This window comes from Dermacoccus sp. PAMC28757, assembly GCF_014302635.1.
Lineage (GTDB): Bacteria > Actinomycetota > Actinomycetes > Actinomycetales > Dermatophilaceae > Dermacoccus > Dermacoccus abyssi.
On record NZ_CP060292.1, the window covers coordinates 632,330 to 654,058 of the forward strand.

A 21,729-nucleotide genomic window follows, 5' to 3' on the forward strand; every position below is an offset into this window, starting at 1 on the left:
AGGCCGAGAGAGGGTGGCAGGTCCTGATCGTGTCCATTCTACCGGGTCAGTGGACGCAGGACTGCCCCGAAACATGCCCACACAGGCATTTTCCGCGATTTTCTCTCGCCCGGCGTGCCGGGGATCGTCCCTGGGGCCACCGAAGGCGCTCGGGGCCGTCTGCGACGTGTCGCGCGTCCAATCTGAAGGGGATCAGCCGGCGCCTTCCTGAACCCAGATGTCAACGTCGGGATCGCTCGCCCGGAAGCAGTTGACGAGCCCACCCCGGCGCGAGCAGGTGAGGTCGATGTACCCGTCGGAACCGGCGACGTTCTCCTTGCGATAGGCGCTGTAGACCTTCAACGGGAAGGAGGCTGTGTCAGGCTTTCGCGCCACCTGGCTCAACGCTGCGTCACGCACGGTGACGAGGAAGGGGCAACTCGAATAGTGCCCCTGCCCTTGGCGCACCTGAACGGCGGTGTTGGTCTGCTGACTCGTGCGGTCGCCACACAGGTTCCACGTCGTGGCCGGGAACGGCGTCAGACCCGTTCGCGTGGGAGTCGGGGTGCTGGTCGGAGCCTCGGCCACGGAGCTTCGGCTCTCACTGTGCGCTGGGGACGACGGCGCAGGCGCCGCGGTTCGGGAGTCGCCACCGGTCTCGCTCGTCGTCGACGACGGCGCCGAGGACGAACTGCTCGAGGAACTCGAGGAGGAGGAACTCGAGGAGGAGGAACTCGACGTCGACCGCGCGTCGCTCGAGGTAGCGGGGTCGGAGGGCGGCGGCGGGGATGCGTCCTTCTGTCCGCGCGTCAGGGCGAGCGCCCCCAGTGCCAGCGCGAGGACGAGCACGGATGTGAGCGCGACGGCGATGACAAGGCCACGTGAGGGCGATCGCCGCTCCGGCGTCTCGGCCTCTGGCTCGTTCCAGAACGCCGGGGTCTTCGGTTCCGCGTCGTGCTCGGGGCCCGACGCGCGCGTCTCCTCGTCGTGGGTCATGGCCCGACCGAGTCCTTCACCCACGCCCTCACAGCAGTGCCACCCGTGCAGAGGCTGAGGTGATCGGATCGTTCACAGGTGAGCGGCACGTACGCGCGCTTCGCGACGCTGTAGGGGTTGATCGTGAACGAGGTAGCGCCCGAATCCTGGGCGAGGTGCGCCAGCACGTTGCTCCGGATCTCCACGACGTAAGCGCAGCTCGTGTTCGACTCGCGTGCAATGCGGATGTCGGGAACGGTGATGGGGTCGCCCTGGCCGCACGTCGTCACGCTGTCGTCGGGGAAGGTGGCCTCGGCAGCGCTCGGGTCGCTGGGCGTGGAGGACGGTGCCGAGGCAACGGTCGAGGACTGGGTGCTCGCCGGCGTCTCGTCGCCCCCGGACATGAAGAAGGTGACGGCGGCGAAGCCGACGATCGCGGCAGCGACGAGCAACACCGGTACGAGCCACTGCTTCGGCCCGCGAGGGGGTTCTCCGTGGTACTGCTGCGACGCGCCCCCGCTGTCGGCCATCGTCCGGTCGGCCGTGACCCACGACGTCGGTGCTTCGTGTGGCTTCGGCGACTGCGGGTAGCCCCGTGTCTCGTCCTCGTACATGGTGATCGTCTTCCCCTCTCCGCCGTCAGTCTAGGTGGAGGAGGAGACGCCGGTTGCCACAGTTGAGCCGACGCTGTCGCTCACCCAGAGACGAACGTTGGAACCACCGGTGCATTCGGAGAGGTGGTCGGCGCGGGTGCAGTGCAACGTCACGACCTTGCGCAACGAGGAGCTGTACGGACTGACCGTGTAGGTCGTGGCACCCGGATTCTCCGCGAGGTGCGCGTTGACCTTGGTCACGACGTCGGCGACGTAGGAGCAGGTGGAGTTCGTGCCGCGGGCGAGACGAACGCTGGACGTGGGTACGGCCTCGCCCGAGCCACACGTCGCCACGGTACCGGCAGGAAAGGATGCCTTGGTCGCCGCGGAGGAGGAGGGCGTCGTCGACGAGGACGTCGGCGCCTCGGACGTCGATGGAGCGGCTGTCCCGGTCTGCGGCTGCGTCCTGGACGACGGTGTGTCGGAGGGAGCCGTGGCCGCCGACGGCTGAGCGACGGGTGGCCGGCTGCCCGATCCCCGGGTGATGAACCACGCCGTGGCGAACGCGAGGCTGGCGAGCACGATGACGAGCGCCGGCGCCAACCAGTCGGGTCGGCGTGAGGTGCGGTAGGCCACCGGTTCGCTGGCCTCACCCCACAGGTCGGCCACACCGGGCTCGGTTTCGGCACCCGGGTCGGAGCCACTGCCGCGTGACGGGGGTCGCTCGACGCCCCGATTCCACTCGTCGAAACCGTTCGGCTCGTTCATTCGTCACCTCTCGTTCCGTCCTCATGTTCCACGTGAAACGTGAGGTGAAGCGATCGCGCCCCCTATGGCGCCGGACACACCACGCTAGCGGTGGACTGCGTTGTGTCGGAAATGTCAGCCGTAGGTGTCCCGCGGACCACGCCCGGCGACACGTCGGGGACCTCGCACCCAACTGGGGGCAGAGGGACCGACGATCTTGAGCTCCGCCACCACGCCGTCACCGACGCCCTGCTCGATCGACCGGATGATCGTCGACGCAAGCAAGGTCAGCTGGGTAGCCCACGCCGTCGACTCCGCCCGTACCGTGAGAATGCCGTTCTCGAAGCTGACGGGAGAGGCGTGGTCCGCGACACCCGGTCCGACGAGATCGGCCCACCGTGACATCACGGTGCCCGCGGCGACATCGACATTCCATCCGCGGTCCTCGAGCAGTCGCTTCATGTTGTTGCCGAGCAGCAGCGGGTCGCGACCGTTGCGTCCGCCTCGTCCTTTGCGCGCGTCGTGTGTGTCCGTGGCGCGTGGGCTTCGACGCATGGGTCGAGACCCCGGACGGAACCCGCGTTCGGCGGCACCCCGTTGAGCGCGAGCCAACGCCGCTCGGGCTGCCGTCAGGGGGTCGTCCTCGACAGCAGACGTCGCGGGTGCCTCCACCGAACTCTCGTCGAGTGCCGCGTGCGTCGACCGGGCGTCCGTGGACTCGTCCCCGCGGCTGTCGCCGTCGCCGTCAGTCATGATCGGCACCGCCGTCATCGGACGTTGCGTCGGCCGACCCCGAGGTGGTGCCGGATTCGGTGAGCGGGGCATCATCCGCCTCCTCGGCGGAGACCGACCCCTTCGTCACGTAGTACGTGCGCCCGCTGAGTATGTCGGGGACGTCCTCGGCCACCGCGGCGGTGATGAGCACCTGCTCGGCGTCGGCCACCATGGCGGCCAGGCGCTCGCGTCGTCCCGCGTCGAGCTCGGCGAAGACGTCGTCGAGCACGAGAACCGGGTCGGTCTTGAGGTCGTTGCGCAGGAGGTGGAAGGCCGCAAGACGCAGGGCGAGGGCGAACGACCACGACTCACCGTGGCTGGCGTAGCCCTTCGCGGGCAGGTCACTGAGTGTCAGCGTGACGTCGTCGCGGTGCGGCCCGACGAGGGTCACGCCCCGGTCGATCTCGCGCTGACGCATCTCCTCGAACGCTTGGTGGAAGGCCTTCTCCAGTTCCTCGCGCTCGGGCACCTCACCGTCGGCGATCCGATGAGCGACGGCCTCCGGCAGCGACGAGACGTACGTGAGCCGAGCCTCCGAGCGGCCCGCACTCACCTCGTCGTACGACGACGCCACGTGCGGTGCCAGATCGCGCAGCAGACGCAGGCGCGCATAGACGAGAGAGGCGCCCACCGCGGCAAGGTGGGTGTTCCACTCGACGAGGGTGTCGAGAGTCGTTTCACGTGAAACGGCCTCTTCGGGGGTCAGCGTGCCGCCCCGGCTTCCTTTTCGCAGGACGGGCTGCGCCGAACGGAGGAGGGCGTTGCGCTGCTTGAGGATCTTGTCGTAGTCGGAGCGTGCGCCAGCCCACCGAGGCTGGCGAGCCACGAGCAACTCGTCCAGGAAGCGGCGACGTTCTCCAGGGTCGCCCTTGACGAGAGCCAGATCCTCCGGCGCAAAGAGCACGGTACGCAGCGTGCCGAGGATGTCACGGGGGCGCGTGGCAGCCGATCGCCCTACGCGTGCCCGGTTCGCTCGGCCGGGCACGATTTCCAGTTCGAGCACTGTTTCACGTGAATCACGGACGACGGCCGCACGGACGAAGGCGCGTTCCGCACCGAACCGGACGAGGGGAGCGTCGTTCGAGACACGGTGCGACCCCAGGGACGCGAGGTAGCCGGCGGCTTCGACGAGATTCGTCTTGCCCTGGCCGTTGAGTCCCACGAATGTGGTGACTCCTTCGGTGAGATCGACTTCCGTTTCGCTGTAGGAGCGGAAGTCACGCAGCGACAGGTGACGCAGCCTCACGTCGAACTCGTGTGCCCTGGGGTCGAAAGAGGAAGACTCAGTGCTCGCTCTTGGCGGCACCCGGACGCGACGCGCCGTCGTCCTGCTTGGGCTGGGCCGCGGGCGAGACCTCGGCCTGTCCCTCCTTGGCGACGCGGTAGGGCTCCTGGCCGAACTGCATGACCTCGTGACCGCCGAACTGTCCGCGCAGCGCGGCGACGGCCTGCATCTGCGGGCTGTTCTCCTGGCGCGACGTGAAGCGGGAGAAGAGAGCGGCGGCGAGCACCGGCATCGGCACGGCGTTCGCGATGGCCTCCTCGAGCGTCCACCGACCCTCACCGGAATCGGTCGAGTACTCGGAGATTCCCTCGAGGTGCGGCGTCTCCTCGAGCGCCTTGACCATGAGATCGAGCAGCCAGGACCGCACGACCGTGCCGCGCGTCCAGGCCTTGAAGCAACCGTGGACGTCAGTGACGATGTCCTTCGCCTCGAGCAGTTCCCAGCCCTCGGCGTACGCGTGCATGAGGCCGTACTCGATGCCGTTGTGCACCATCTTGGCGTAGTGACCGGCGCCCACCTTGCCTGCGTGGACGAAGCCCTCTTCGCGAGGTCCTTCGGGGCGCAGCGCGTCGAAGACGGGCATCATGCGCTCGACGTCCTCCTCGGCGCCACCACACATGAGGCCGTAGCCGTTCTCCTTGCCCCACACGCCACCGGACACGCCGCAGTCCATGAAGTGCACGCCGGTCTCGGCGAACTGCTCCGCGTGCCCCAGGTCATCGGACCACTTGCTGTTGCCGCCGTCGATGACGAGGTCACCCTCGGCGAGCAGGCCCTGCAGCTCGGACATGACCGAGTCCGTGATCTTGCCGGCCGGCACCATGACCCAGATGTTGCGGGGAGCCTCGAGCTTCTCGACGAGTTCCGCGAGATCGGCGACGTCGCTGATCTCGCGGTTGGTGTCGAAACCGATGACGTCGATGCCGGCGGCCTTCATGCGGTCACGCATGTTGCCGCCCATCTTGCCGAGGCCGATGAGTCCGAGCTGCATGGTCTAACTCCTTGCTGAGGAAGTCTGGTTGCCGCACCCGAAGGCGCGGCGTTCGGTGCTCACGCTACGCCGCCGTCGCGGGAACGACCACATGCCGTCCGACACCGCCGGACGAGGCTGGTCAGTTGGCGAAGCGCACCGGCATGATGAGGTAGCGGTAGCTGTCGTCGGCCTCGCCGTCGAGCTCGTCCTGACCGGACAGCACGGCCGGACGCGTGGGCTGGGTGAAGCCAAGGCGCACGTACTTCGTGCCGACGACCCCGAGGCCGTCGAGGAGGAACTGGGGGCTGAAGGCGATCTCGAGTTCCGGCCCTTCGATGCGGGCTTCGAAGGTTTCCGAGGCCTGGGCGTCCTCGCCGGTACCGGCCTCGATGCGGACGGCGTCGTCACCGAAGCGCAGGCGCACGGGCATGTTGCGCTCGGCGACGAGCGAGACACGCTTGGCGGCCTCGACGAGCATCGCCGTCTCGACGACCGCCGTCGTGTCGACGCTCGTGGGGAACAGGCTCGTCACCTTGGGGTAGTCGCCGTCGAGCAGGCGCGTCGTCATGCGGCGCTGGCCGGCCTCGAAACCGGCGAGGCCGGAGCCGGTCGACGCGCCGCTGAGCGACAGCGAGACGCTGCCCGCCGCACCGAGCGCCTTGGCCAGGGAGTCGAGCGTGCGAGCCGGGACGAGGGCCGCGTACTCCGCGTTCTCGTCACCGCCGTTCCACAGCACCTCACGCATGGCGAGGCGGTAGCGGTCGGTGGCCAGCAGGGTGAGCTTGTTGCCCTGAACCTCGATGCGCACACCTGTGAGGATCGGCAGGGTGTCGCCGCGGTCCGCGGCCACGCTGACCTGCGCGACGGCCTGGGTGAAGACGTCACCGCCGATGACGCCGGTGGGCTCGGGGTTCTCCGGCAGCGTCGGGTACTCGCCCGTCGGCATGCTCTGGAGGCTGAACTTGGCCGAACCGCAGGTGACCTGGACCTTGGAGCCCTCGCTCACGAGCTCGATCGGCTTGTGCGGCAGGCTCTTGCTGATGTCGGCGAGCAGGCGGCCGAGCACGAGCACGGTGCCGGGCTCCTCGACGTCGGCGTCGACGGTGACCTTGGCCGAGACTTCGTAGTCGAACGCAGAGAGCGTCAGGCCGTCCTCGGTGGCTTCGAGCAGGACACCTGCGAGCACCGGAACCGGCGGGCGCTGCGAGAGACCTCGAACGGCCCACGCCACAGCTTCGGCCAACACATCACGTTCAACCCGGAGCTTCACGTCCACCGTCCTCGTCACTTCGTGGTTCGCCTACGTCGTGGGGAAGCGAGCGCAGGAGCACAGGTATTCGCGGTGAGCTTAACGCAGGTGGAGCTGACGCCCCAAGCGTCGAGGAGCTGCCCGAGGCGGTCGCCGCAGTTGGCCTGGGTGTGGATTCGTGGGGCGCTTGATCGCGATGGAGAAAGAGTTGGTCGTCGTCATAGGGGGTGTGGATTCTGGGGACAACCACATCTGTGCCGGGAATCCCGCGGTTTCCGGTTGTGGGCAGCGTGGGGATGGTCGTTGGGGACGACACAGTGGGGGTGGGGACGGATTTTTCGCGTCCCCAGACGCCGACGGCGCTCAAGGGGTGTTATCCCCTGATTTCGACCGTTGTCCACGGAGTTATCCCCAGATTCTGTGGAAAAGCGTGTGACGAAGGAGTCCTGCTCATGTGGGGCAGGTGAATCACAGTGGTGTTGTCCACAAATCCACAAGGATGTCCCCAGGGGGAGTTTCGCGGAATGTCGGGGCTTCTCCGGCTGTGATGGGGCGTCCGAGCGGTCGTTGCCCACAGCGTCCCCAGGGTTGTCCCCAGAACCTGTGGACGACCCCGACTATCGGCCCCAAGCTCAAGACCGACGGGACGAGCCGGGGACAGTGCGTCGGACGCTCTGACGGAGCGCGTTGACGGGGCGGGTCGAGACGAGGTGCCACAGCCACATCGCGGCCCCGAGCATGACGAGACCGAGCGCCGTGACCGCCATCGTCCAGGCGCTCTCGGCCGCGAAAGGAGCCACGAGACCTGCCACGAGAGCGCTTGTCACGAGGTTGACGAAGGTGCCCGCCGACGCCGCGCTTCCGCGGGCGTGGGGGAACTGGTCGAGCATGGCAATTTGCAGGGTGGGCAGGGACAGCCCGATCCCATAGGCGATGAGAGCGGGAGCCACGATGGCCCACGGCAGGACGTCGCCGACCGGCGTCACCGAGACAATGGCGCCCGCTGAGGCCGCGAGGAGGGCGAAGCCCAGGCCGTAGGTGATCTGACGGTCGCTCGTCACCCGTCCGGCGAGCAGTCCACTCGTCCAGGATCCGGTGATCATGCAAGCCACCATCGGGACGAAGAACACCCAGAAGTCTGATTCGCCGAGACCGAGCAGTCCGATGAGGAACAACGGTGCGGCGGAGATGTAGAGGAACTGGCCCGCAAAGGAGAACGCGGCTGCGAAGGCCACGCGCATGAAGCGGCCGCTCCGCATTGCGGCGAGCAGCCCAGACACGAGTGAGCCCACGCGCAGCGGCGTCCGGTGCTCGGCGGGGAGGCTTTCCGGCAGAGAAAGAGCAACCGAGACGGCCATGATGATGCCGAAGGCGACGAGGAACCAGAAGATCGTGCGCCAGGAGCCCACCTGGAGGAGGAGCCCGGACAGGACGGGCGCCACGGCCGGTGCGACACCGAAGATCATCGAGACCTGGCTCATGAGTCGCTGCGCTTCCACTCCCTCGAAGAGGTCACGGATGACGGTTCGCGCGATGATCTGCCCTGCACCGGCCGCGAACCCTTGGAACATGCGGAAGACGAGCAGCATCGTCAGGGAGGTCGACAGGGCGCACCCGATGGAAGCGACGACGTAGACGCCGATGCCGATGAGCATGACGGGACGCCTGCCCAGGGCGTCGGAGATGGGGCCGTGGAGCAGGCTCATCAGCGCGAAGGCGAGGAGGTAGACGCTGACGACCAACTGCATCGCGGCTGGTTTCACGTGAAACTCCGCACCCATTTCGCCGAAGGCGGGCAGCGGCGCATCGACGTTGAACGGGCCGAACATCGACAGGCCGGCCAGGATGAGGGTCAGCAGGACGCCGGCGCGCCGTGGGGCGGAAGTCACCGACCGAGCCTACGAGAGAGGGTGTGTTTCACGTGAAACACACCCTCGTGGATCAAGCGCTGCGGCGCCTGATCTGTGTCGTCAGCTCGGTGATCTGGTCGTAGATCGGCTGACGTTCGCCGATGAGCTGGCGGATCTTCTTCTCCGCGTGCATGACGGTGGTGTGGTCACGTCCACCGAAGTGCTGCCCCAGTTGGGGGAAGGAGTGCTCGGTCAGTTCACGCGAGAGATACATCGCGATCTGGCGCGCGGTGACGAGGTTGCGCGAGCGGGACGTGCCCTTGATGTCGTCCACCGTGACACCGAAATAGACGGCCGTCTCGGAGATGATCTGATGCACCGTGATCTGCCCGGTCTCACTCGGTACGACGTCCTTGAGGACGAACGCCGCCTTGGCCCGGTCGACCGGCTCCTTCTGGAGCGAGGCGTACGCAGCGACGCGGATGAGCGCGCCCTCGAGCTCTCGGATGTTCGTCGAGATCTTCGAGGCCACGAGTTCGAGGACGTCGTCGCCGATGTCCATGCGCTCGGCGTTGGCCTTCTTGCGCAGGATCGCGATGCGGGTTTCCAGTTCGGGAGGGTGCACGTCCGTCGTGAGGCCGGACTTGAACCGGCTGCGCATGCGGTCGGCGAACGTGGTCAGCTTCTCCGGCGGCTGGTCGGAGGTGAGCACGATCTGCTTGCCCGAGGAGTGCAGAGCGTTGAACGTGTGGAAGAACTCCTCCTGCGTCTGCTCCTTGCCCTGGAGGAACTGGATGTCGTCGATGAGCAGGACGTCGACGTTGTCGCGGTAGCGGCGCTGGAAGGTGGCCGCACGGTCGTCGCGGATGGAGTTGACGAAGTCGTTCGTGAACTCCTCGGAGCTGACGTAGCGCACCCGCAACTTGGGGTGGTAGTCGTGCACGTAGTGCCCGATGGCGTGCAGCAGGTGGGTCTTGCCGAGGCCCGAGTCACCGTGGATGAACAGCGGGTTGTAGGCCTGGCCGGGCTCCTCGGCGATCGCGATGGCGGCCGCGTGGGCGAAGCGGTTGCTGTCACCGATGACGAACGTGTCGAAGGTGTACTTCGGGTTGAGCCGTGGCGAGTATTCCTCGTCGCTCGGCGGCGGAGCGTCCGTGCGGCCACCCACGGAACGGGGGGGCAGAACGACGCCGGGGTGCGCCGATCGAGGACGCGGAACCTGCTCGGCCGCGATCTGGGAGCCGCCCGGCAGCGAGAATCCGAGTGTGCCGTCGGAGTGGTCGGGCTCCTGGGCGTTCATGTCGGGATTCGCATCTGCGCCAGTCTGTGCAGCACCTTCCGCATCGGCGCCCGCGCCGTCGAGTTCCTGGACTGCGGCCTGAAGGCTCTCGTCGACGGAGATGGCGACGCGAACCTGCTGTCCGAGCTGGTTCGAGAGTGCCTCGGCGACCTGGTCGCGCAGCGGACCTTCGAGCATGCGCTTGGTCTGTTCGAAGGGAACGGACAGCAGGACGTTCTCACCGATCAGGCCGACGAAGCGCGTGAGGTTGAGGAAGGCTCGGTCACGAGAACCGATGCCGTGCTTGCTCATTTCCGCCAGGGCGGCGTGCCACGTGCGTTCGTAGTCGACGGGTTCGTCGGTGGTCACGAAGGCTCCTCCTGGTGCGGTGCTCGTCTGTGGAACGCCCATACTAAGGGTGGTTTCCACAACGTTATCCACAGCCTGTGTACCGGAGTGTCGCGGCTTCGGGGCGCTGGAGAGGACAACGGGTTTGCTTCCGGACACGTTAACGGCGTGTCGACTGGATTTCACCCCGCCCGTATGAATCACACATGTGTTAGTTGCGCGTGCGCGCCGTTGAACATCGAGTCGCGCGTGTGTCGTTTTGACCGGCTTGGTCGCGGCCCGTACAGTTGACGGCGATTGTCTGCGCCCCAAATGGGGCTCGGGTCGAGACGCGCACATCGCCACATCGCCCGAAACAACCGAGAAATCGGCGGCGCGACAACTAGACCACCAGTACGACGGCGACGCGTCAGCGCTCGCCCATTTCATCGGAGATCGACGTGAGCAAGCGCACCTTCCAGCCCAACAACCGTCGCCGCGCCAAGACGCACGGCTTCCGTCTGCGTATGCGTACCCGCGCCGGCCGCGCCATCCTGGCCAACCGCCGCGCCAAGGGCCGCAGCAAGCTCTCCGCCTGAGCCTCGGCGGCAACGGCCGTGCTGCCAGCGCCTCACCGTCTGCGTGACGCCGGGCAGTACCGCGCCGTTCTGCGGAATCGCCGCTCCGGTCGAGCCGGCGGTTCGCTGCTCGTGGTCCAGATGATCGACGCCGACGCGTCCGGCCTCGCGCACCCGGAAAGGGTGGGGCCGCGCGTCGGTTTTGTCGTATCCAAGGCCGTCGGAAACGCGGTGGTTCGCTCGCGCACGAAGCGGGTGCTGCGTCATCTCGTGCGTGACGAGTTGTCTCGCCTCGATCCGAGTCTCGACATCGTCGTGCGCGCCAACCCGGCCATCGCCGGCGCCGGCACTGACGCCGTCCGTGCCGAACTGCAGCGCATGCTCACGAAGGCGCACAAGCGGATTCGGACCGACGACGGCGTTCCACGTGAAACGGCGAGTGCCGGAGCGGAGCGATGACGACGTCCACGGCCGACGATGTGACGGGTTGGCGACATGTTGCCGTCTGGCCCCTGCTCGTCATCGTGCGCTTCTATCGCCGCTGGATCTCGCCCGCGCTACCTGCTACCTGCCGGTTCTACCCGACGTGCTCGTCCTACGGCCTCACGGCGCTCACCCGGTTCGGGCCGATCGAGGGCACCTGGCTCACCCTGAAGCGTCTCGCGCGCTGTCACCCCTGGAACCCCGGCGGGGTCGACCACGTTCCACCGAAGGGCCACTCGGCCCACGGGGAGCACGGACGGTCCGACGCCGCACCTGCACCCGTCAAAGCGAAGGATGATTGATGCTTGACACCCTGCTCTATCCGCTCGAGTGGTTCGTCGCCGCCATCATGGTCGGCTGGCACAAGCTCTTCACCCTCGTCGGGCTGCCTGAAGCGTCGGGCTGGACTTGGGCCCTCTCGATCGCCGGACTCGTGATCGTCCTGCGTATCTTGCTCATCCCGCTCTTCGTCAAGCAGATCCACGCCTCGCGCCGCATGCAGCTCGTGCAGCCCGAGATGCAGAAGATCCAGAAGAAGTACAAAGGCAAGAAGGACCCGGAGTCCCGCCAGAAGCAGCAAGAAGAAATGATGGAGTTGTACCGGACCACCGGTACCAACCCCATGGGTTCCTGCATGCCGATTCTACTGCAGGCACCGTTCTTCTTCGCGCTCTTCCGCGTGCTCAACAACCTCGACGACATCGCCCGCGGTGACCGTGGGCCCATCGGCTTCCTCACGAAGGAGCTCGCGAGCCAGGCCGAGAGCTCGACTCTTCTCGGAGCGAAGCTCTCGTCCACCTTCATGGGAACGTCGGGTTGGGGTGCAGCCAAGTGGGTCGCCGTCCTGCTCATCATCCTCATGTCGGCGACGTCGTTCATCACGCAGCACCAGCTCATGCGCCGCAACATGCCGAAGGCCGCGCTCGAGGGCCCGATGGCCAAGCAGCAGCAGATCATCATCTACCTCATGCCGCTGTTCTTCGCGATCTCCGGTGTGAACTTCCCGATCGGTGTTCTCATCTACTGGTTCGTCACGAACCTGTGGACGATGTTCCAGCAGTGGTACGTCATCCGTCGAATGCCGACCCCGGGTTCGGACGCCGAGAAGAAGCTCGAGGAGCGCAACCGTTCCAAGGGCCGTGAGCACAAGACCGTGACGATGGACGACCTGCGCAAGGAGAACGAGGGCAAGCCGAAGACGCGTTTCCAGCAGGCGATGGACCGCGCTCAGGAGCAGGCCAAGGCGCAGCAGGCCGCGAAGAGCGGTGCCACGCCGGCGTCCGCTAAGAAGGACAAGTCGGTGAAGACCGCGGACACCTCCACTGAGGTTTCCAGCCCGGTCAAGGAGAACGTCCGTCCGGCCAAGGCCCAGCAAACCGGCCCGCGTAACCAGCCCAAGAAGAACACCCCGCGCGCGAAGCGCAAGAAGAACTGAAAGCAGAGGTAGCAAGGATGTCCGAGAACACCTCCGCGCGTTCCGACGTGACGAACCTCGAGCGCGAGGGCGAGATCGCTGCCGACTTCCTCGAGAAGCTGCTCGACATCGCCGACCTCGACGGTGACATCGACGTCGAGGTCGACGGTGACCGCGCGTCCGTCTCCATCGTCGACTCCGAGGAGGGGCAGGTGCCCCGCTCGCTCGTCGGTTCGAACGGCAAGACCCTCGATGCGCTGCAGGAACTCATGCGCCTCGCCGTCCAGGCCGAGACGGGTGAGCGCAGCCGCGCGATGCTCGACATCGCCGGCCACCGCGCCGAGCGACGCTCGACGCTGGAGACCAAGGGCGCCGAGGCCGTCGCGCGCGTCAAGGAATCCGGCGAGAAGGTCGAGATGGAGCCGATGAGCGCGTTCGAGCGCAAGGTCGTCCACGACGTCGTGCTGGCCGCCGGTCTCACCTCCGAGTCCGAGGGCACCGAGCCGAACCGCTACGTCGTCGTTCTTCCGAACTGACGTTTCACGTGGAACGACCGGACGTGAACACCCCGGAGGAGACACCGACGATCGGTGAAGCGGCTCCACCGCCGCCCACTCCGGATGCCGCACGAGAGTTCCTCGGTGCGCGTGTCGACGTCATGGAGCGCTACGTCGCGCACCTGTGTGACACAGGGGTGACGCACGGCCTCGTCGGGCCACGTGAGGTTCCGCGCATGTGGGAACGGCACGTGCTCAACTGCGCCGTCGTCCATCCCGGTATTGCGGACGAGAGCGCCGTCGCCGATATCGGCGCCGGCGCCGGACTGCCCGGCTTGGTGCTCGCCATCGCACGGCCGGACCTGCGCTTGACGCTCGTCGAGCCGTTGCTGCGCCGCACCGTCTGGCTCGAGCGCGTCATCGACGACCTCGAACTCGACAACGTCGAGGTGGTGCGGGCTCGGGCTGACGAGTTATGGGGCAAGCGTTCGTTCGACGTCGTCACCTCCCGTGCCGTGGCCCGGATAGGCGAACTCGCCCGATGGTCGTTGCCCCTCGTTCAGCGGGGTGGCGAGATGTTCGTGCTCAAGGGTTCGAGCGCGGCTCTCGAACGGGACGAGGACGCCTCGATCCTGCGCAAGCTCAAGGTCGTCGAGGCGGACGTCGAGACGTGGGGCGCCGGAATTGTCGACCCGGAGACCGTCACCCTGCGCCTGAGTGTCGAGGGCGTGGCACCGCAGCTCACCCGGAAGCAGGCCGGAACCGGCCCGTCAACGGCGAAGAAGAAGGCGGCGCGCAGACAGGGTCGTCGCGACTGAGCCCAGTTTTCTTGACGTTGTCCCCAGGTGTGCCGGCTAGCCGGCACACCTGGGGACAACTGCGTTCGGGGCCGTTCGCGAAGGTGACACAATGGGCGGGCTCGTCAACGCGACTTCAAGGAGAAACGGTGACAACGACCGCACCCGTGGGCTGGCCGGCGATCACGCCGGGCGCCGCTGAATCTGCCTCTTCACCGACACCGGTGGGATGGCAGGGGTTGCCGACGTCGGCCGTTGAGGAAGTCGTCGTCGAGACCGCTGTCGACATTGTCGGCGCCCCTCGTGATTCACGTGAAACGAGGATGACGAACTCGGAAGGCGCAGAGTCAGTAGTGCTCGACCCGCAGACGCCGGTGCAGGCGGAGGCGCTCGAGCCGATCGCCGAGACCCCTGCTCCTGAGAACGATCCAGATGCCCGACGTGATGTTCCGGCGGCCGATGCTTCAGGCGTCGCTCCCTCCGAGGCGAAGGGCTACGACATCCTCCTCGGGAGCCACGATGTTTCCCGTGAAACATCGCAGGTGGATCAGCCCGCGGTGACACAGCAGGACGGCGCTTCGACACACAAGCTCGAGGAAGTCGCCGTCGAGGACGAGGCCGCGGTGGGTGACGCGGCAACGACCGTCACCGAGGTACCGGCGGCAGATCCGGCCGAGGCGAGCGAGCCCGCCTACGTGCCTCGGCATCACGCGTCGGGGGCCGACATTTCGGCCTCTTCGGAGGGTGCAACGGCACCGGCGTCGACCGAGTCGGCCACCGCGGCCGGCGCCCTCAGCGCACCTGCTTCCACTGACGACGATGCTGCGCAGATCCCGGCCGACACCGCCTTGGCCGCTCAGGCTCTGCCCTCCCGCAAGGCTCGCCGAGCCGGACGACCGCGGGTGCCGAGTTTTGACCGCGTCACGGACGATGCCTGGCGCGAACAGGAACCCGACGAGGACGAGCCGGCGGTTCCCGCTTATGCCCCTCTCGGGTCGACCGTTACGCACGAGACGTCCGGCCAGGACATGACGACGAGCGAGGAACCCATGGAAACGCCGCTCGCGCAGAGCTCCGACGGGGAGCAGGAGGTCCGGGCACGCGCGGCCCGCGCCGCCCTCACGAGTGTGGAACGACTTCCGCGTCCGGCCCACCCGCGGGTGCTGACTGTGGCCAACCAGAAGGGTGGCGTCGGCAAGACGACGACCACGGTCAACGTGGCCGCCGCCCTCGCCCAGGCCGGCCTCCAGGTCCTCGTCATCGACATCGACCCCCAGGGCAATGCGTCCACGGCACTGGGCATCGAGCACCACTCGGACGTGGCGAGTGTCTACGACGTCATCGTCGAGGGCACGCCCCTGGCCGACGTTGTCCAGGAGTGCCCGGAGATCCCGGGCCTGTGGTGCGCTCCTGCCACCATCGACCTGGCCGGCGCGGAGATCGAACTCGTCTCGCTCGTCGCCCGCGAGTCGCGCCTGCACCGGGCGATCAACGCGCAACTTGCGGCAGCGAGTGACGAAGACCGCTACGACTACGTCTTCATCGACTGCCCGCCGAGCCTCGGCCTGCTCACGGTCAACGCCTTCGTGGCGGCTGACGAGGTCTTCATCCCGATCCAGTGCGAGTACTACGCGCTCGAGGGGCTGAGCCAGCTCCTCAAGAACATCGAGATGATCAAGATGCACCTCAACCCGGGCCTGCACGTCTCGACGATCCTGCTCACGATGTACGACGGACGCACCAACCTGTCCGCGCAGGTGGCCGAAGAGGTGCGCACGCACTTCCCGGACCAGGTGCTCGGCGCCCTGGTGCCGCGTTCGGTGCGAATCTCGGAAGCACCGAGCCACGGCGAGACGGTCATGACGTACGACCCGTCGAGTACCGGCGCTCTCAGCTACCGCGACGCTGCGAGGGAGATCGCGCTGCGCGGCACAGAGGTTCCGGAACCCTCCGGACGTATCGGCCGATGACGCCCACACACCACCCCGCCGGCTCGACCGGCATGTTCGGATCACGAGCCGTGAGCGGTTCGATCGACTCAGTAGGAAGTGGACTGCGATGAACGACAAGCGACGCGGCCTCGGGCGAGGTCTCGGTGCCCTCATCCCCAACGCGACCGAGCCGACACGGGTGACGCGACCCACCGACGTCTTCTTCACCGAGAGCAAGCGCGAGCAGGCTGCTCAGGAGGCCGCTGCGGCCCCCGCAGCCCGTGAGTCGCGCTTCAGCGAGGCCCTCACGCCCCGCCCCTCGTACACCCAGCCGCGCGAGACCGAGCCCCGCACGGCGCCGCGCTCGGCCACGCACCGACGTGATGACCTCGCGGCCGCGGCGGCCGCGGTGACGCAGCCCGCCGGCAAGGCGCCCACCGTTTCACGTGAAACGGAGATCGAGAAGCTCGAGAACGCCACGCCGAGCGAGACGCCGACCGCAAAGGAACAGCCGGAGCTCGCTCCCGTGCCCGGCGCCGAGTTCGCCGAGATCGCCCCTGCACTCATTCGTCCGAACCCGAAGCAGCCGCGGTCGGTGTTCGACGAGGAACACATGGCCGAGCTGGTCCACTCGATCGGCGAGATCGGCGTTCTCCAGCCCGTCGTCGTGCGTCCCGTGCCGGCGGAAGACCCCGAGCACGCGACGACACCGTACGAGCTCATCATGGGTGAGCGCCGTTGGCGCGCCTCGCAGGAAGCCGGCCTCGAGGCCGTACCGGCCATCGTCCGTTCGACCACGGACGAGGACCTGCTGCGCGACGCGCTGCTCGAGAACCTCCACCGCAGCCAGCTCAACCCGCTCGAAGAGGCCGCCGCGTACGCGCAGCTGCTCGAGGACTTCGGCTGTACGCACGACGAACTCGCCTCGAAGATCGGTCGCAGCCGCCCGCAGATCTCCAATACGATCCGTCTGCTCAAGCTGCCCCCGGTCGTCCAGCGTCGTGTCGCAGCAGGCGTGCTGTCGGCCGGCCACGCCCGGGCCCTGCTCGGCATGAGCGACCCGGCCGCCATGGAGCGTCTCGCCCAGCGCATCGTCGCCGAGGGCCTCTCGGTGCGTGCCACCGAGGAGATCGTCGCGATCGGTGAGGACAAGAAGCCCCGCCGCACTGCCACGCCGCGGGAGTCCAACCCGGCGCTCGACGACCTCGCGTCGAACCTGTCGGACAAGCTCGACACGCGCGTCGGCATCACGATGGGCAAGAACAAGGGCAAGCTCACCGTCGAGTTCGCCTCCGTCGACGACCTCAACCGCATCATGGACGCCCTCGGGATCGATCGTGGCTGAGCGCAAGAACCCCACGCCGGACGGCGATCTGCCCGAGAACCCCGAAGCCAAGGGCGCTCAGGGGGAGCACCTGAACCCCGACGGCAGCAGTGTCCTCGACTCGACGCAGGACGGACGCTTCACCCGCGACGACGTCGCGAACTCCCCGTTCCAGCAGGGCACGGACCCGTTGAGCGACCGGGCGATCGATCGGCGCACCGGTCGTCCCTCGATCCAGCTCATCGTCTTCGCGATCCTGGCCGTCGTATTCGGGTACTTCTTCGTCAGCGACCTCATCAACGGCGAGTGGCTGAAAGCCGTCCTCGGCGTGGCAGTGCTGGGCATCTGTGCGGTCGCAATCACCCGTGAGCTGCGGGGTGGGCGTCCCCGCGACTGACCGAACCATGCCCGCTCGAGCGGGCGAGCGCACCGGCCCCACGTCCGACGCCGGGCGTGGGGCCGCTGTGCACACCCGCACAGACACACGGAACATCTGACGAAACACCGGCGTCTTCAACCAGTTTCATTCCGGCATCGGCTCTCTGCGCACCGTAGGGTACGGGGCATGGAAGCAGCAGCCGACTTCATTGCGACGATCAACGACAAGTTCTGGTATCTCGTCATCGCCCTGCTCGTGGCTGCGGGCCTCTGGTATTCGGCGCGCACCCTGGTGGTCCAGGTGCGGCTGCTGCCGGAGATGTTCCGAGCCATCAAGGAGAAGCCCTCCGGTGCCGGCGAGAACGACGGGATCTCGGCGTTCCGCGCCTTCACCATCTCCGCGGCGTCCCGCGTGGGTACGGGCAACATCGCCGGTGTCGCGGTAGCCATCGCCATCGGTGGCCCCGGCGCCGTGTTCTGGATGTGGATGCTCGCCATCCTCGGTGGTGCCACCGCGTTCATCGAGTCCACGTTGGCGCAGCTCTACAAGGTGCGCGGCAAGGACGGCTACGTCGGTGGTCCGGCGTACTACATCCGCGAAGGCTTGGGCCGCAAGGGCATGGCCGCAACCTTCGCCGTCGTCATCACCGTGACGTACGGCTTCGTCTTCAATGCCGTGCAGGCCAACTCAATCAGCGCCTCGGTGCAGGCCAACTTCGACGACGCCAAGGGCCTGGCCTGGGTCATCGGGCTCATCGTCGCCGCGCTGACCGCAGCCGTCATCTTCGGCGGCGTGCGTCGCCTCTCTGCCGTCACGGAGATCATCGTGCCGGTCATGGCTGTCGCCTACGTCGGCGTGGCGCTCGTCGTCGTCGCGATGAACATCGGCGAGGTTCCGGCGATGATCGGCCACATCGTCGGTCACGCCCTCGGCTTCGAGCAGATCACGGGTGCTGCGTTCGGTGCGGCCCTCATGCAGGGCATGCGTCGTGGTCTGTTCTCCAACGAGGCCGGTATGGGTTCGGTGCCGAACGCCGCCGCAACCGCAGAGGTATCGCACCCGGTCAAGCAGGGTCTCGTGCAGGCCTTGGGCGTCTACTTCGACACGATCATCGTGTGTTCGGCGACGGCGTTCATCATCCTGCTGACGCAGCCTAAGTACGGCGTGAGCGACCCGGAGGGCATCGGACTGACGCAGACCGCCCTCCAGTCGCAGGTCGGATCGTGGGCCGGGCCGTTCCTGTCGATCGTCATCTTCTTCCTCGCCTGGTCGTCGATCCTCGGCAACAGCTACTACGGTGAGGCGAACATCCGCTTCCTCACCGAGTCCAAGCCGGGCGAGGGCCTGCTCACGGCGTTCCGTGTCGGCGTCCTCGTGTGTGTCGTCGGCGGTGCTCTTGGTTCGGTGGCCCTCGTGTGGAACCTCGCGGACCTCGCGATGGGCATCATGGCCACGATCAACCTGCTCGCCCTGCTCCCGCTCGGCGGGCTGTCCGTGGCGCTGCTCAAGGACTTCCTCACGCAGCGTGCCGCCGGCAAGGATCCCGTGTTCGAACGCTCGAGCCTCCCGCAGGCGAAGAACGTCCAGCTCTGGGACGCGCCCCCGGCGCGCAGCGCAACACCCGAGTGATCGGCGCCTGACCTTCGTCAGCGCTCGACACGAAAGACTGCGGCCCCCGTCGATTCGACGGGGGCCGCAGTCTTTGCTGAAAGCGATGATCAGCCGATGAAGGGCTCGAGCTCGCGCAGGAGCTTCGGCTTCGGCATGGCACCGACGATCGTCTTGACGACCTCGCCGTTCTGGTAGACGTTCATCGTCGGGATACCCGTGATGCCGTACTTGGCGGACGTCGCGGGGTTCTCGTCGGTGTTGAGCTTGAAGACCTCGATCTTGTCGCCGTTCGCGGCGGCGATCTCCTCGAGGATCGGCGCGATGGCGCGGCACGGGCCGCACCATTCGGCCCAGAAGTCGACGAGGACGGGCTTGTCGTTCTTGAGAACGTCAGCCTCGAACGTGGCGTCGGTGGTGGGCTTGGTGGTTGCCATGGGGCATTCCTTCCGGGACGTCGGTCAGTGCTGGTGAAGAGGAACGGTGGGGACGACGCGCGTCAGCGCGGCTCGTCCGTGCCCTGCGGCTCTGCGGTGAGGGACGCGTCGGGCTTGGGCTCGCCGGCGGCGTCGAGCGAGGCGAGGAAACGCTCCGCGTCGAGGGCGGCCGAACAGCCGGAACCGGCGGCCGTGATGGCCTGACGGTAGACGTGGTCGACGAGGTCGCCGCAGGCGAAGACGCCGTCGACGTTCGTGTGCGTCGTGCGGTCCTTGACGAGGACGTAACCCTCGTCGTCAAGGTCGATCTGGCCGGTGACGAGTTCGTTGCGCGGCAGGTGGCCGATGGCGATGAACAGACCCGTGGTCTCCTGCTCGCGCTCCTCGCCGGTGACGGTGTCGCGCAGCGTGACGCTCGAGACCTTGGCGTCGCCGTGGATCGCGACGACCTCGCTGTTCCACGCGAAACGGATCTTCGGGTCCTTCTCGGCGCGCTCGGCCATGATCTTGGAGGCGCGCAGCTCGTCGCGGCGGTGCACGAGGGTGACGCTGTTCGCGAAGCGCGTGAGGAACGTGGCCTCCTCGACGGCGGAGTCGCCGCCGCCGACGACCATGATGTCCTGGTTGCGGAAGAACGCACCGTCACACGTGGCGCACCACGAGACGCCGTGACCCGACAGGCGCTTCTCGTCGGGCAGACCCAGCTCGCGGTAGGCCGAGCCCATGGCCAGGATGACGGCGTTCGCCCTGTGAACGACGCCCTCACCGTCGGTGACGGTCTTGACATTGCCCGTGAGGTCGACGGCGGTGACGTCGTCACGCACGAGCTCGGCGCCGAATCGCTCGGCCTGGGCGCGCATGTTCTCCATGAGGTCCGGGCCCATGATGCCGTCGGAGAAACCGGGGAAGTTTTCCACCTCGGTGGTGTTCATGAGCGCGCCACCGGCCGTCACGGAGCCCTCGAACACGAGGGGCTCGAGGTTGGCACGCGCCGCGTAGACGGCAGCGGTGTACCCGGCGGGGCCGGAGCCGATGATGATGAGGTTGCGCACGGCCTGGTCGCTCACGAAAGCTTCCTTCGTCGGTTTGATGCGGTTCGCGTAGGTCAACGCACTCTATCCGCGCGTCATTCCCCGGCGCACACGCGCGCTCGGCATCAGGTGGAGATGGGCGTCGGCCCCGCCTTGAGGTCATCGGCCTTGCTGCACGTGCGCGAGACGACCCAGGCCGTCTTCTTGCCGTCCTTGACCGTGACGACGATGACGGCGGGCTGGCCGTCGTAGGAACCGAAGTCGGCGTACACCTTGTCCGGCGCCTGCGCGAGGCCGACGTCGACGGCGTCGAGGCAGGACTGCACACCGGTGCCGGTGGCCAGCGGGCCGAGCGACTGGGCGTCGGCCTGCTTGGGCTCGATCGGGGTGCTCGTCGACGTGGGCAGCGAAGCCGCCTGCGTGGCGAGGGAGTCCGACGTGTACTGCGTCTCGGTCTGGGTGACGCGCACCCGCGAGGCGTAGTTCTGCGTGCCGTCGTTCGCTCCGCTGCTCACCGACGACGACGGGCTCGGGCCGTCAGCGACCTGGGCGTCGTCGTTGCCGCCGAGCGACTTCGAGACGCCGACGGCACCGATGGCGACGGCGGCCGCAGCACCGAGCGCGAGCGCGGCCTTGCCGAAGCCACCCTTCTTGCGGGCACGGTGCGCGTCGAGCGAGGCGACGGAGTGATCACGCTCGGACTCGGCGCGTGCGGACGTCTCCGCTGCGGGACGGGCAGGCGCGGGACGCGACGGTGTCACGGACGCCGGACGCGTGGCGTCGGGGTCGTACTCGGTACGCTGCGCGGATTCGGTGCGACGCGGACGGGCCGGCAGCGGCACGACGGTGGAGCTGCCGGACGAGGCCCGCTTGCTCTCGTCGAATCCGGAGGCGCGGTCGCCGAACTCAGCCTTGAACGCCTCACGCATACGCGCCTCGACATCGCTGGGCATGGCGAGTTCGGGCCCGTCCTCGGCTGCGCTGCGGCGCAGCAGAGCCGAGATCTCGTCCTGGACGTGTTCGGGTGCGAGGTCGGCGGGCTGCTCTTCCTTCGAGCGGCCGCTGTTGGCCGCCTCCCACTCGTCACGGAAGTTCCGGGTCATCTCGGGCCTCCTTTCTGCTGGGCATACGTTCGCTTCATGGTCTCCGACGCGAGGGACGTCGCTTCGGTTCCATCACGGTTCGAGAATTTTTCTGAACGTTGCGTGAGGAGCCGGCG

22 protein-coding genes are annotated in these 21,729 nt (G+C 67.4%); 10 read left to right on the forward strand and 12 right to left on the reverse strand.

The features are described 5' to 3' along the window. Positions 1–192: 192 nt before the first annotated feature. The 9 genes from H7F30_RS03055 to dnaA form a co-directional block, all read right to left on the reverse strand. On the reverse strand, positions 193–975 hold the full coding sequence (locus H7F30_RS03055) for a hypothetical protein (protein WP_047310853.1): 783 nt from the start codon (positions 973–975) through the stop codon (positions 193–195). After that, on the reverse strand, positions 972–1,568 hold the full coding sequence (locus H7F30_RS03060) for a hypothetical protein (RefSeq protein WP_187036623.1): 597 nt from the start codon (positions 1,566–1,568) through the stop codon (positions 972–974). The genes H7F30_RS03055 and H7F30_RS03060 overlap by 4 nt, the downstream gene beginning before the upstream one ends. Before the next feature lie 30 nt (positions 1,569–1,598). After that, the gene (locus H7F30_RS03065; protein WP_187036625.1) at positions 1,599–2,315 is read right to left on the reverse strand and encodes a hypothetical protein; all 717 of its coding nucleotides are present in this window, start codon (positions 2,313–2,315) and stop codon (positions 1,599–1,601) included. Between the two features lie 114 nt (positions 2,316–2,429). Then, positions 2,430–3,047 carry a DUF721 domain-containing protein gene (locus tag H7F30_RS03070; RefSeq protein WP_187036627.1) on the reverse strand — a complete coding sequence of 206 codons (618 nt, stop codon included), beginning with the start codon at positions 3,045–3,047 and terminating at the stop codon, positions 2,430–2,432. Continuing rightward, complete coding sequence (recF, locus tag H7F30_RS03075) at positions 3,040–4,314, reverse strand: DNA replication/repair protein RecF (RefSeq protein ID WP_187036629.1); 1,275 nt, start codon at positions 4,312–4,314, stop codon at positions 3,040–3,042. Before recF ends, H7F30_RS03070 begins: the two co-directional genes overlap by 8 nt. A gap of 37 nt (positions 4,315–4,351) precedes the next feature. After that, positions 4,352–5,344 carry a phosphogluconate dehydrogenase (NAD(+)-dependent, decarboxylating) gene (gene gnd / locus H7F30_RS03080; RefSeq protein WP_047310857.1) on the reverse strand — a complete coding sequence of 331 codons (993 nt, stop codon included), beginning with the start codon at positions 5,342–5,344 and terminating at the stop codon, positions 4,352–4,354. Positions 5,345–5,465: 121 nt separating this feature from the next. Beyond that, the gene (gene dnaN / locus H7F30_RS03085; protein ID WP_118914004.1) at positions 5,466–6,596 is read right to left on the reverse strand and encodes a DNA polymerase III subunit beta; all 1,131 of its coding nucleotides are present in this window, start codon (positions 6,594–6,596) and stop codon (positions 5,466–5,468) included. A 611-nt stretch (positions 6,597–7,207) separates the two neighbouring features. Next, positions 7,208–8,464: a multidrug effflux MFS transporter gene (locus H7F30_RS03090; RefSeq protein WP_255464935.1), complete on the reverse strand. Its 1,257-nt coding sequence runs from the start codon at positions 8,462–8,464 to the stop codon at positions 7,208–7,210. A gap of 52 nt (positions 8,465–8,516) precedes the next feature. Beyond that, positions 8,517–10,016 (reverse strand): chromosomal replication initiator protein DnaA, encoded by a 1,500-nt coding sequence (dnaA, locus tag H7F30_RS03095; protein WP_047311220.1) that lies wholly within the window; start codon positions 10,014–10,016, stop codon positions 8,517–8,519. 476 nt (positions 10,017–10,492) lie between these two features. Between dnaA and rpmH the strand changes: the two genes are divergently transcribed. The 10 genes from rpmH (at position 10,493) to H7F30_RS03145 (ending at position 19,063) form a co-directional block, all read left to right on the forward strand. Next, positions 10,493–10,630, forward strand: coding sequence for a 50S ribosomal protein L34 (gene rpmH / locus H7F30_RS03100; RefSeq protein ID WP_047310858.1), 138 nt, complete (start codon positions 10,493–10,495; stop codon positions 10,628–10,630). Between the two features lie 18 nt (positions 10,631–10,648). Further along, entirely contained in the window at positions 10,649–11,068 is a 420-nt protein-coding gene (rnpA, locus tag H7F30_RS03105) for a ribonuclease P protein component (protein WP_187036631.1), read from the forward strand. Next, positions 11,065–11,394: a membrane protein insertion efficiency factor YidD gene (gene yidD, locus H7F30_RS03110; RefSeq protein ID WP_187036633.1), complete on the forward strand. Its 330-nt coding sequence runs from the start codon at positions 11,065–11,067 to the stop codon at positions 11,392–11,394. The genes rnpA and yidD overlap by 4 nt, the downstream gene beginning before the upstream one ends. Further along, a complete protein-coding gene (gene yidC / locus H7F30_RS03115) occupies positions 11,394–12,527 on the forward strand; it encodes a membrane protein insertase YidC (RefSeq protein ID WP_187036635.1) in 1,134 nt (377 codons plus the stop codon). The genes yidD and yidC overlap by 1 nt, the downstream gene beginning before the upstream one ends. Before the next feature lie 17 nt (positions 12,528–12,544). Next, positions 12,545–13,042, forward strand: a complete 498-nt coding sequence (locus H7F30_RS03120; protein ID WP_047310862.1) for a R3H domain-containing nucleic acid-binding protein — start codon at positions 12,545–12,547, stop codon at positions 13,040–13,042. Positions 13,043–13,065: 23 nt separating this feature from the next. Continuing rightward, entirely contained in the window at positions 13,066–13,821 is a 756-nt protein-coding gene (gene rsmG / locus H7F30_RS03125) for a 16S rRNA (guanine(527)-N(7))-methyltransferase RsmG (RefSeq protein WP_255464936.1), read from the forward strand. A 704-nt stretch (positions 13,822–14,525) separates the two neighbouring features. Then, complete coding sequence (locus H7F30_RS03130; RefSeq protein ID WP_370563170.1) at positions 14,526–15,770, forward strand: ParA family protein; 1,245 nt, start codon at positions 14,526–14,528, stop codon at positions 15,768–15,770. A gap of 88 nt (positions 15,771–15,858) precedes the next feature. After that, a complete protein-coding gene (locus H7F30_RS03135; RefSeq protein ID WP_187036637.1) occupies positions 15,859–17,076 on the forward strand; it encodes a ParB/RepB/Spo0J family partition protein in 1,218 nt (405 codons plus the stop codon). After that, a complete protein-coding gene (locus tag H7F30_RS03140; protein ID WP_187036639.1) occupies positions 17,069–17,452 on the forward strand; it encodes a sulfite exporter TauE/SafE family protein in 384 nt (127 codons plus the stop codon). The genes H7F30_RS03135 and H7F30_RS03140 overlap by 8 nt, the downstream gene beginning before the upstream one ends. A gap of 168 nt (positions 17,453–17,620) precedes the next feature. Beyond that, positions 17,621–19,063, forward strand: coding sequence for a sodium:alanine symporter family protein (locus H7F30_RS03145; protein ID WP_187036641.1), 1,443 nt, complete (start codon positions 17,621–17,623; stop codon positions 19,061–19,063). Between the two features lie 89 nt (positions 19,064–19,152). Here H7F30_RS03145 and trxA read toward each other — a convergent pair whose 3' ends face one another. The 3 genes from trxA to H7F30_RS03160 all read right to left on the reverse strand — a co-directional run bounded on the left by trxA (position 19,153) and on the right by H7F30_RS03160 (position 21,613). Beyond that, on the reverse strand, positions 19,153–19,479 hold the full coding sequence (gene trxA / locus H7F30_RS03150; RefSeq protein ID WP_047310866.1) for a thioredoxin: 327 nt from the start codon (positions 19,477–19,479) through the stop codon (positions 19,153–19,155). Positions 19,480–19,541: 62 nt separating this feature from the next. Next, positions 19,542–20,546 carry a thioredoxin-disulfide reductase gene (gene trxB, locus H7F30_RS03155; RefSeq protein WP_187036643.1) on the reverse strand — a complete coding sequence of 335 codons (1,005 nt, stop codon included), beginning with the start codon at positions 20,544–20,546 and terminating at the stop codon, positions 19,542–19,544. Positions 20,547–20,635: 89 nt separating this feature from the next. Beyond that, positions 20,636–21,613, reverse strand: coding sequence for a hypothetical protein (locus H7F30_RS03160; RefSeq protein ID WP_187036645.1), 978 nt, complete (start codon positions 21,611–21,613; stop codon positions 20,636–20,638). Positions 21,614–21,729: the final 116 nt, after the last annotated feature.

Excerpts from the sequence above, each read along its gene's own strand:
- dnaA (WP_047311220.1), bottom strand. The coding sequence starts at position 10,016 with ATGAGCAAGCACGGCATCGGTTCTCGTGACCGAGCCTTCCTCAACCTC.
- H7F30_RS03055 (WP_047310853.1), bottom strand. The coding sequence starts at position 975 with ATGACCCACGACGAGGAGACGCGCGCGTCGGGCCCCGAGCACGACGCG.
- H7F30_RS03135 (WP_187036637.1), top strand. The coding sequence starts at position 15,859 with ATGAACGACAAGCGACGCGGCCTCGGGCGAGGTCTCGGTGCCCTCATC.
- H7F30_RS03070 (WP_187036627.1), bottom strand. The coding sequence starts at position 3,047 with ATGACTGACGGCGACGGCGACAGCCGCGGGGACGAGTCCACGGACGCC.
- H7F30_RS03120 (WP_047310862.1), top strand. The coding sequence starts at position 12,545 with ATGTCCGAGAACACCTCCGCGCGTTCCGACGTGACGAACCTCGAGCGC.
- H7F30_RS03060 (WP_187036623.1), bottom strand. The coding sequence starts at position 1,568 with ATGTACGAGGACGAGACACGGGGCTACCCGCAGTCGCCGAAGCCACAC.
- H7F30_RS03065 (WP_187036625.1), bottom strand. The coding sequence starts at position 2,315 with ATGAACGAGCCGAACGGTTTCGACGAGTGGAATCGGGGCGTCGAGCGA.
- trxA (WP_047310866.1), bottom strand. The coding sequence starts at position 19,479 with ATGGCAACCACCAAGCCCACCACCGACGCCACGTTCGAGGCTGACGTT.
- H7F30_RS03145 (WP_187036641.1), top strand. The coding sequence starts at position 17,621 with ATGGAAGCAGCAGCCGACTTCATTGCGACGATCAACGACAAGTTCTGG.
- yidC (WP_187036635.1), top strand. The coding sequence starts at position 11,394 with ATGCTTGACACCCTGCTCTATCCGCTCGAGTGGTTCGTCGCCGCCATC.
- H7F30_RS03160 (WP_187036645.1), bottom strand. The coding sequence starts at position 21,613 with ATGACCCGGAACTTCCGTGACGAGTGGGAGGCGGCCAACAGCGGCCGC.
- yidD (WP_187036633.1), top strand. The coding sequence starts at position 11,065 with ATGACGACGTCCACGGCCGACGATGTGACGGGTTGGCGACATGTTGCC.
- gnd (WP_047310857.1), bottom strand. The coding sequence starts at position 5,344 with ATGCAGCTCGGACTCATCGGCCTCGGCAAGATGGGCGGCAACATGCGT.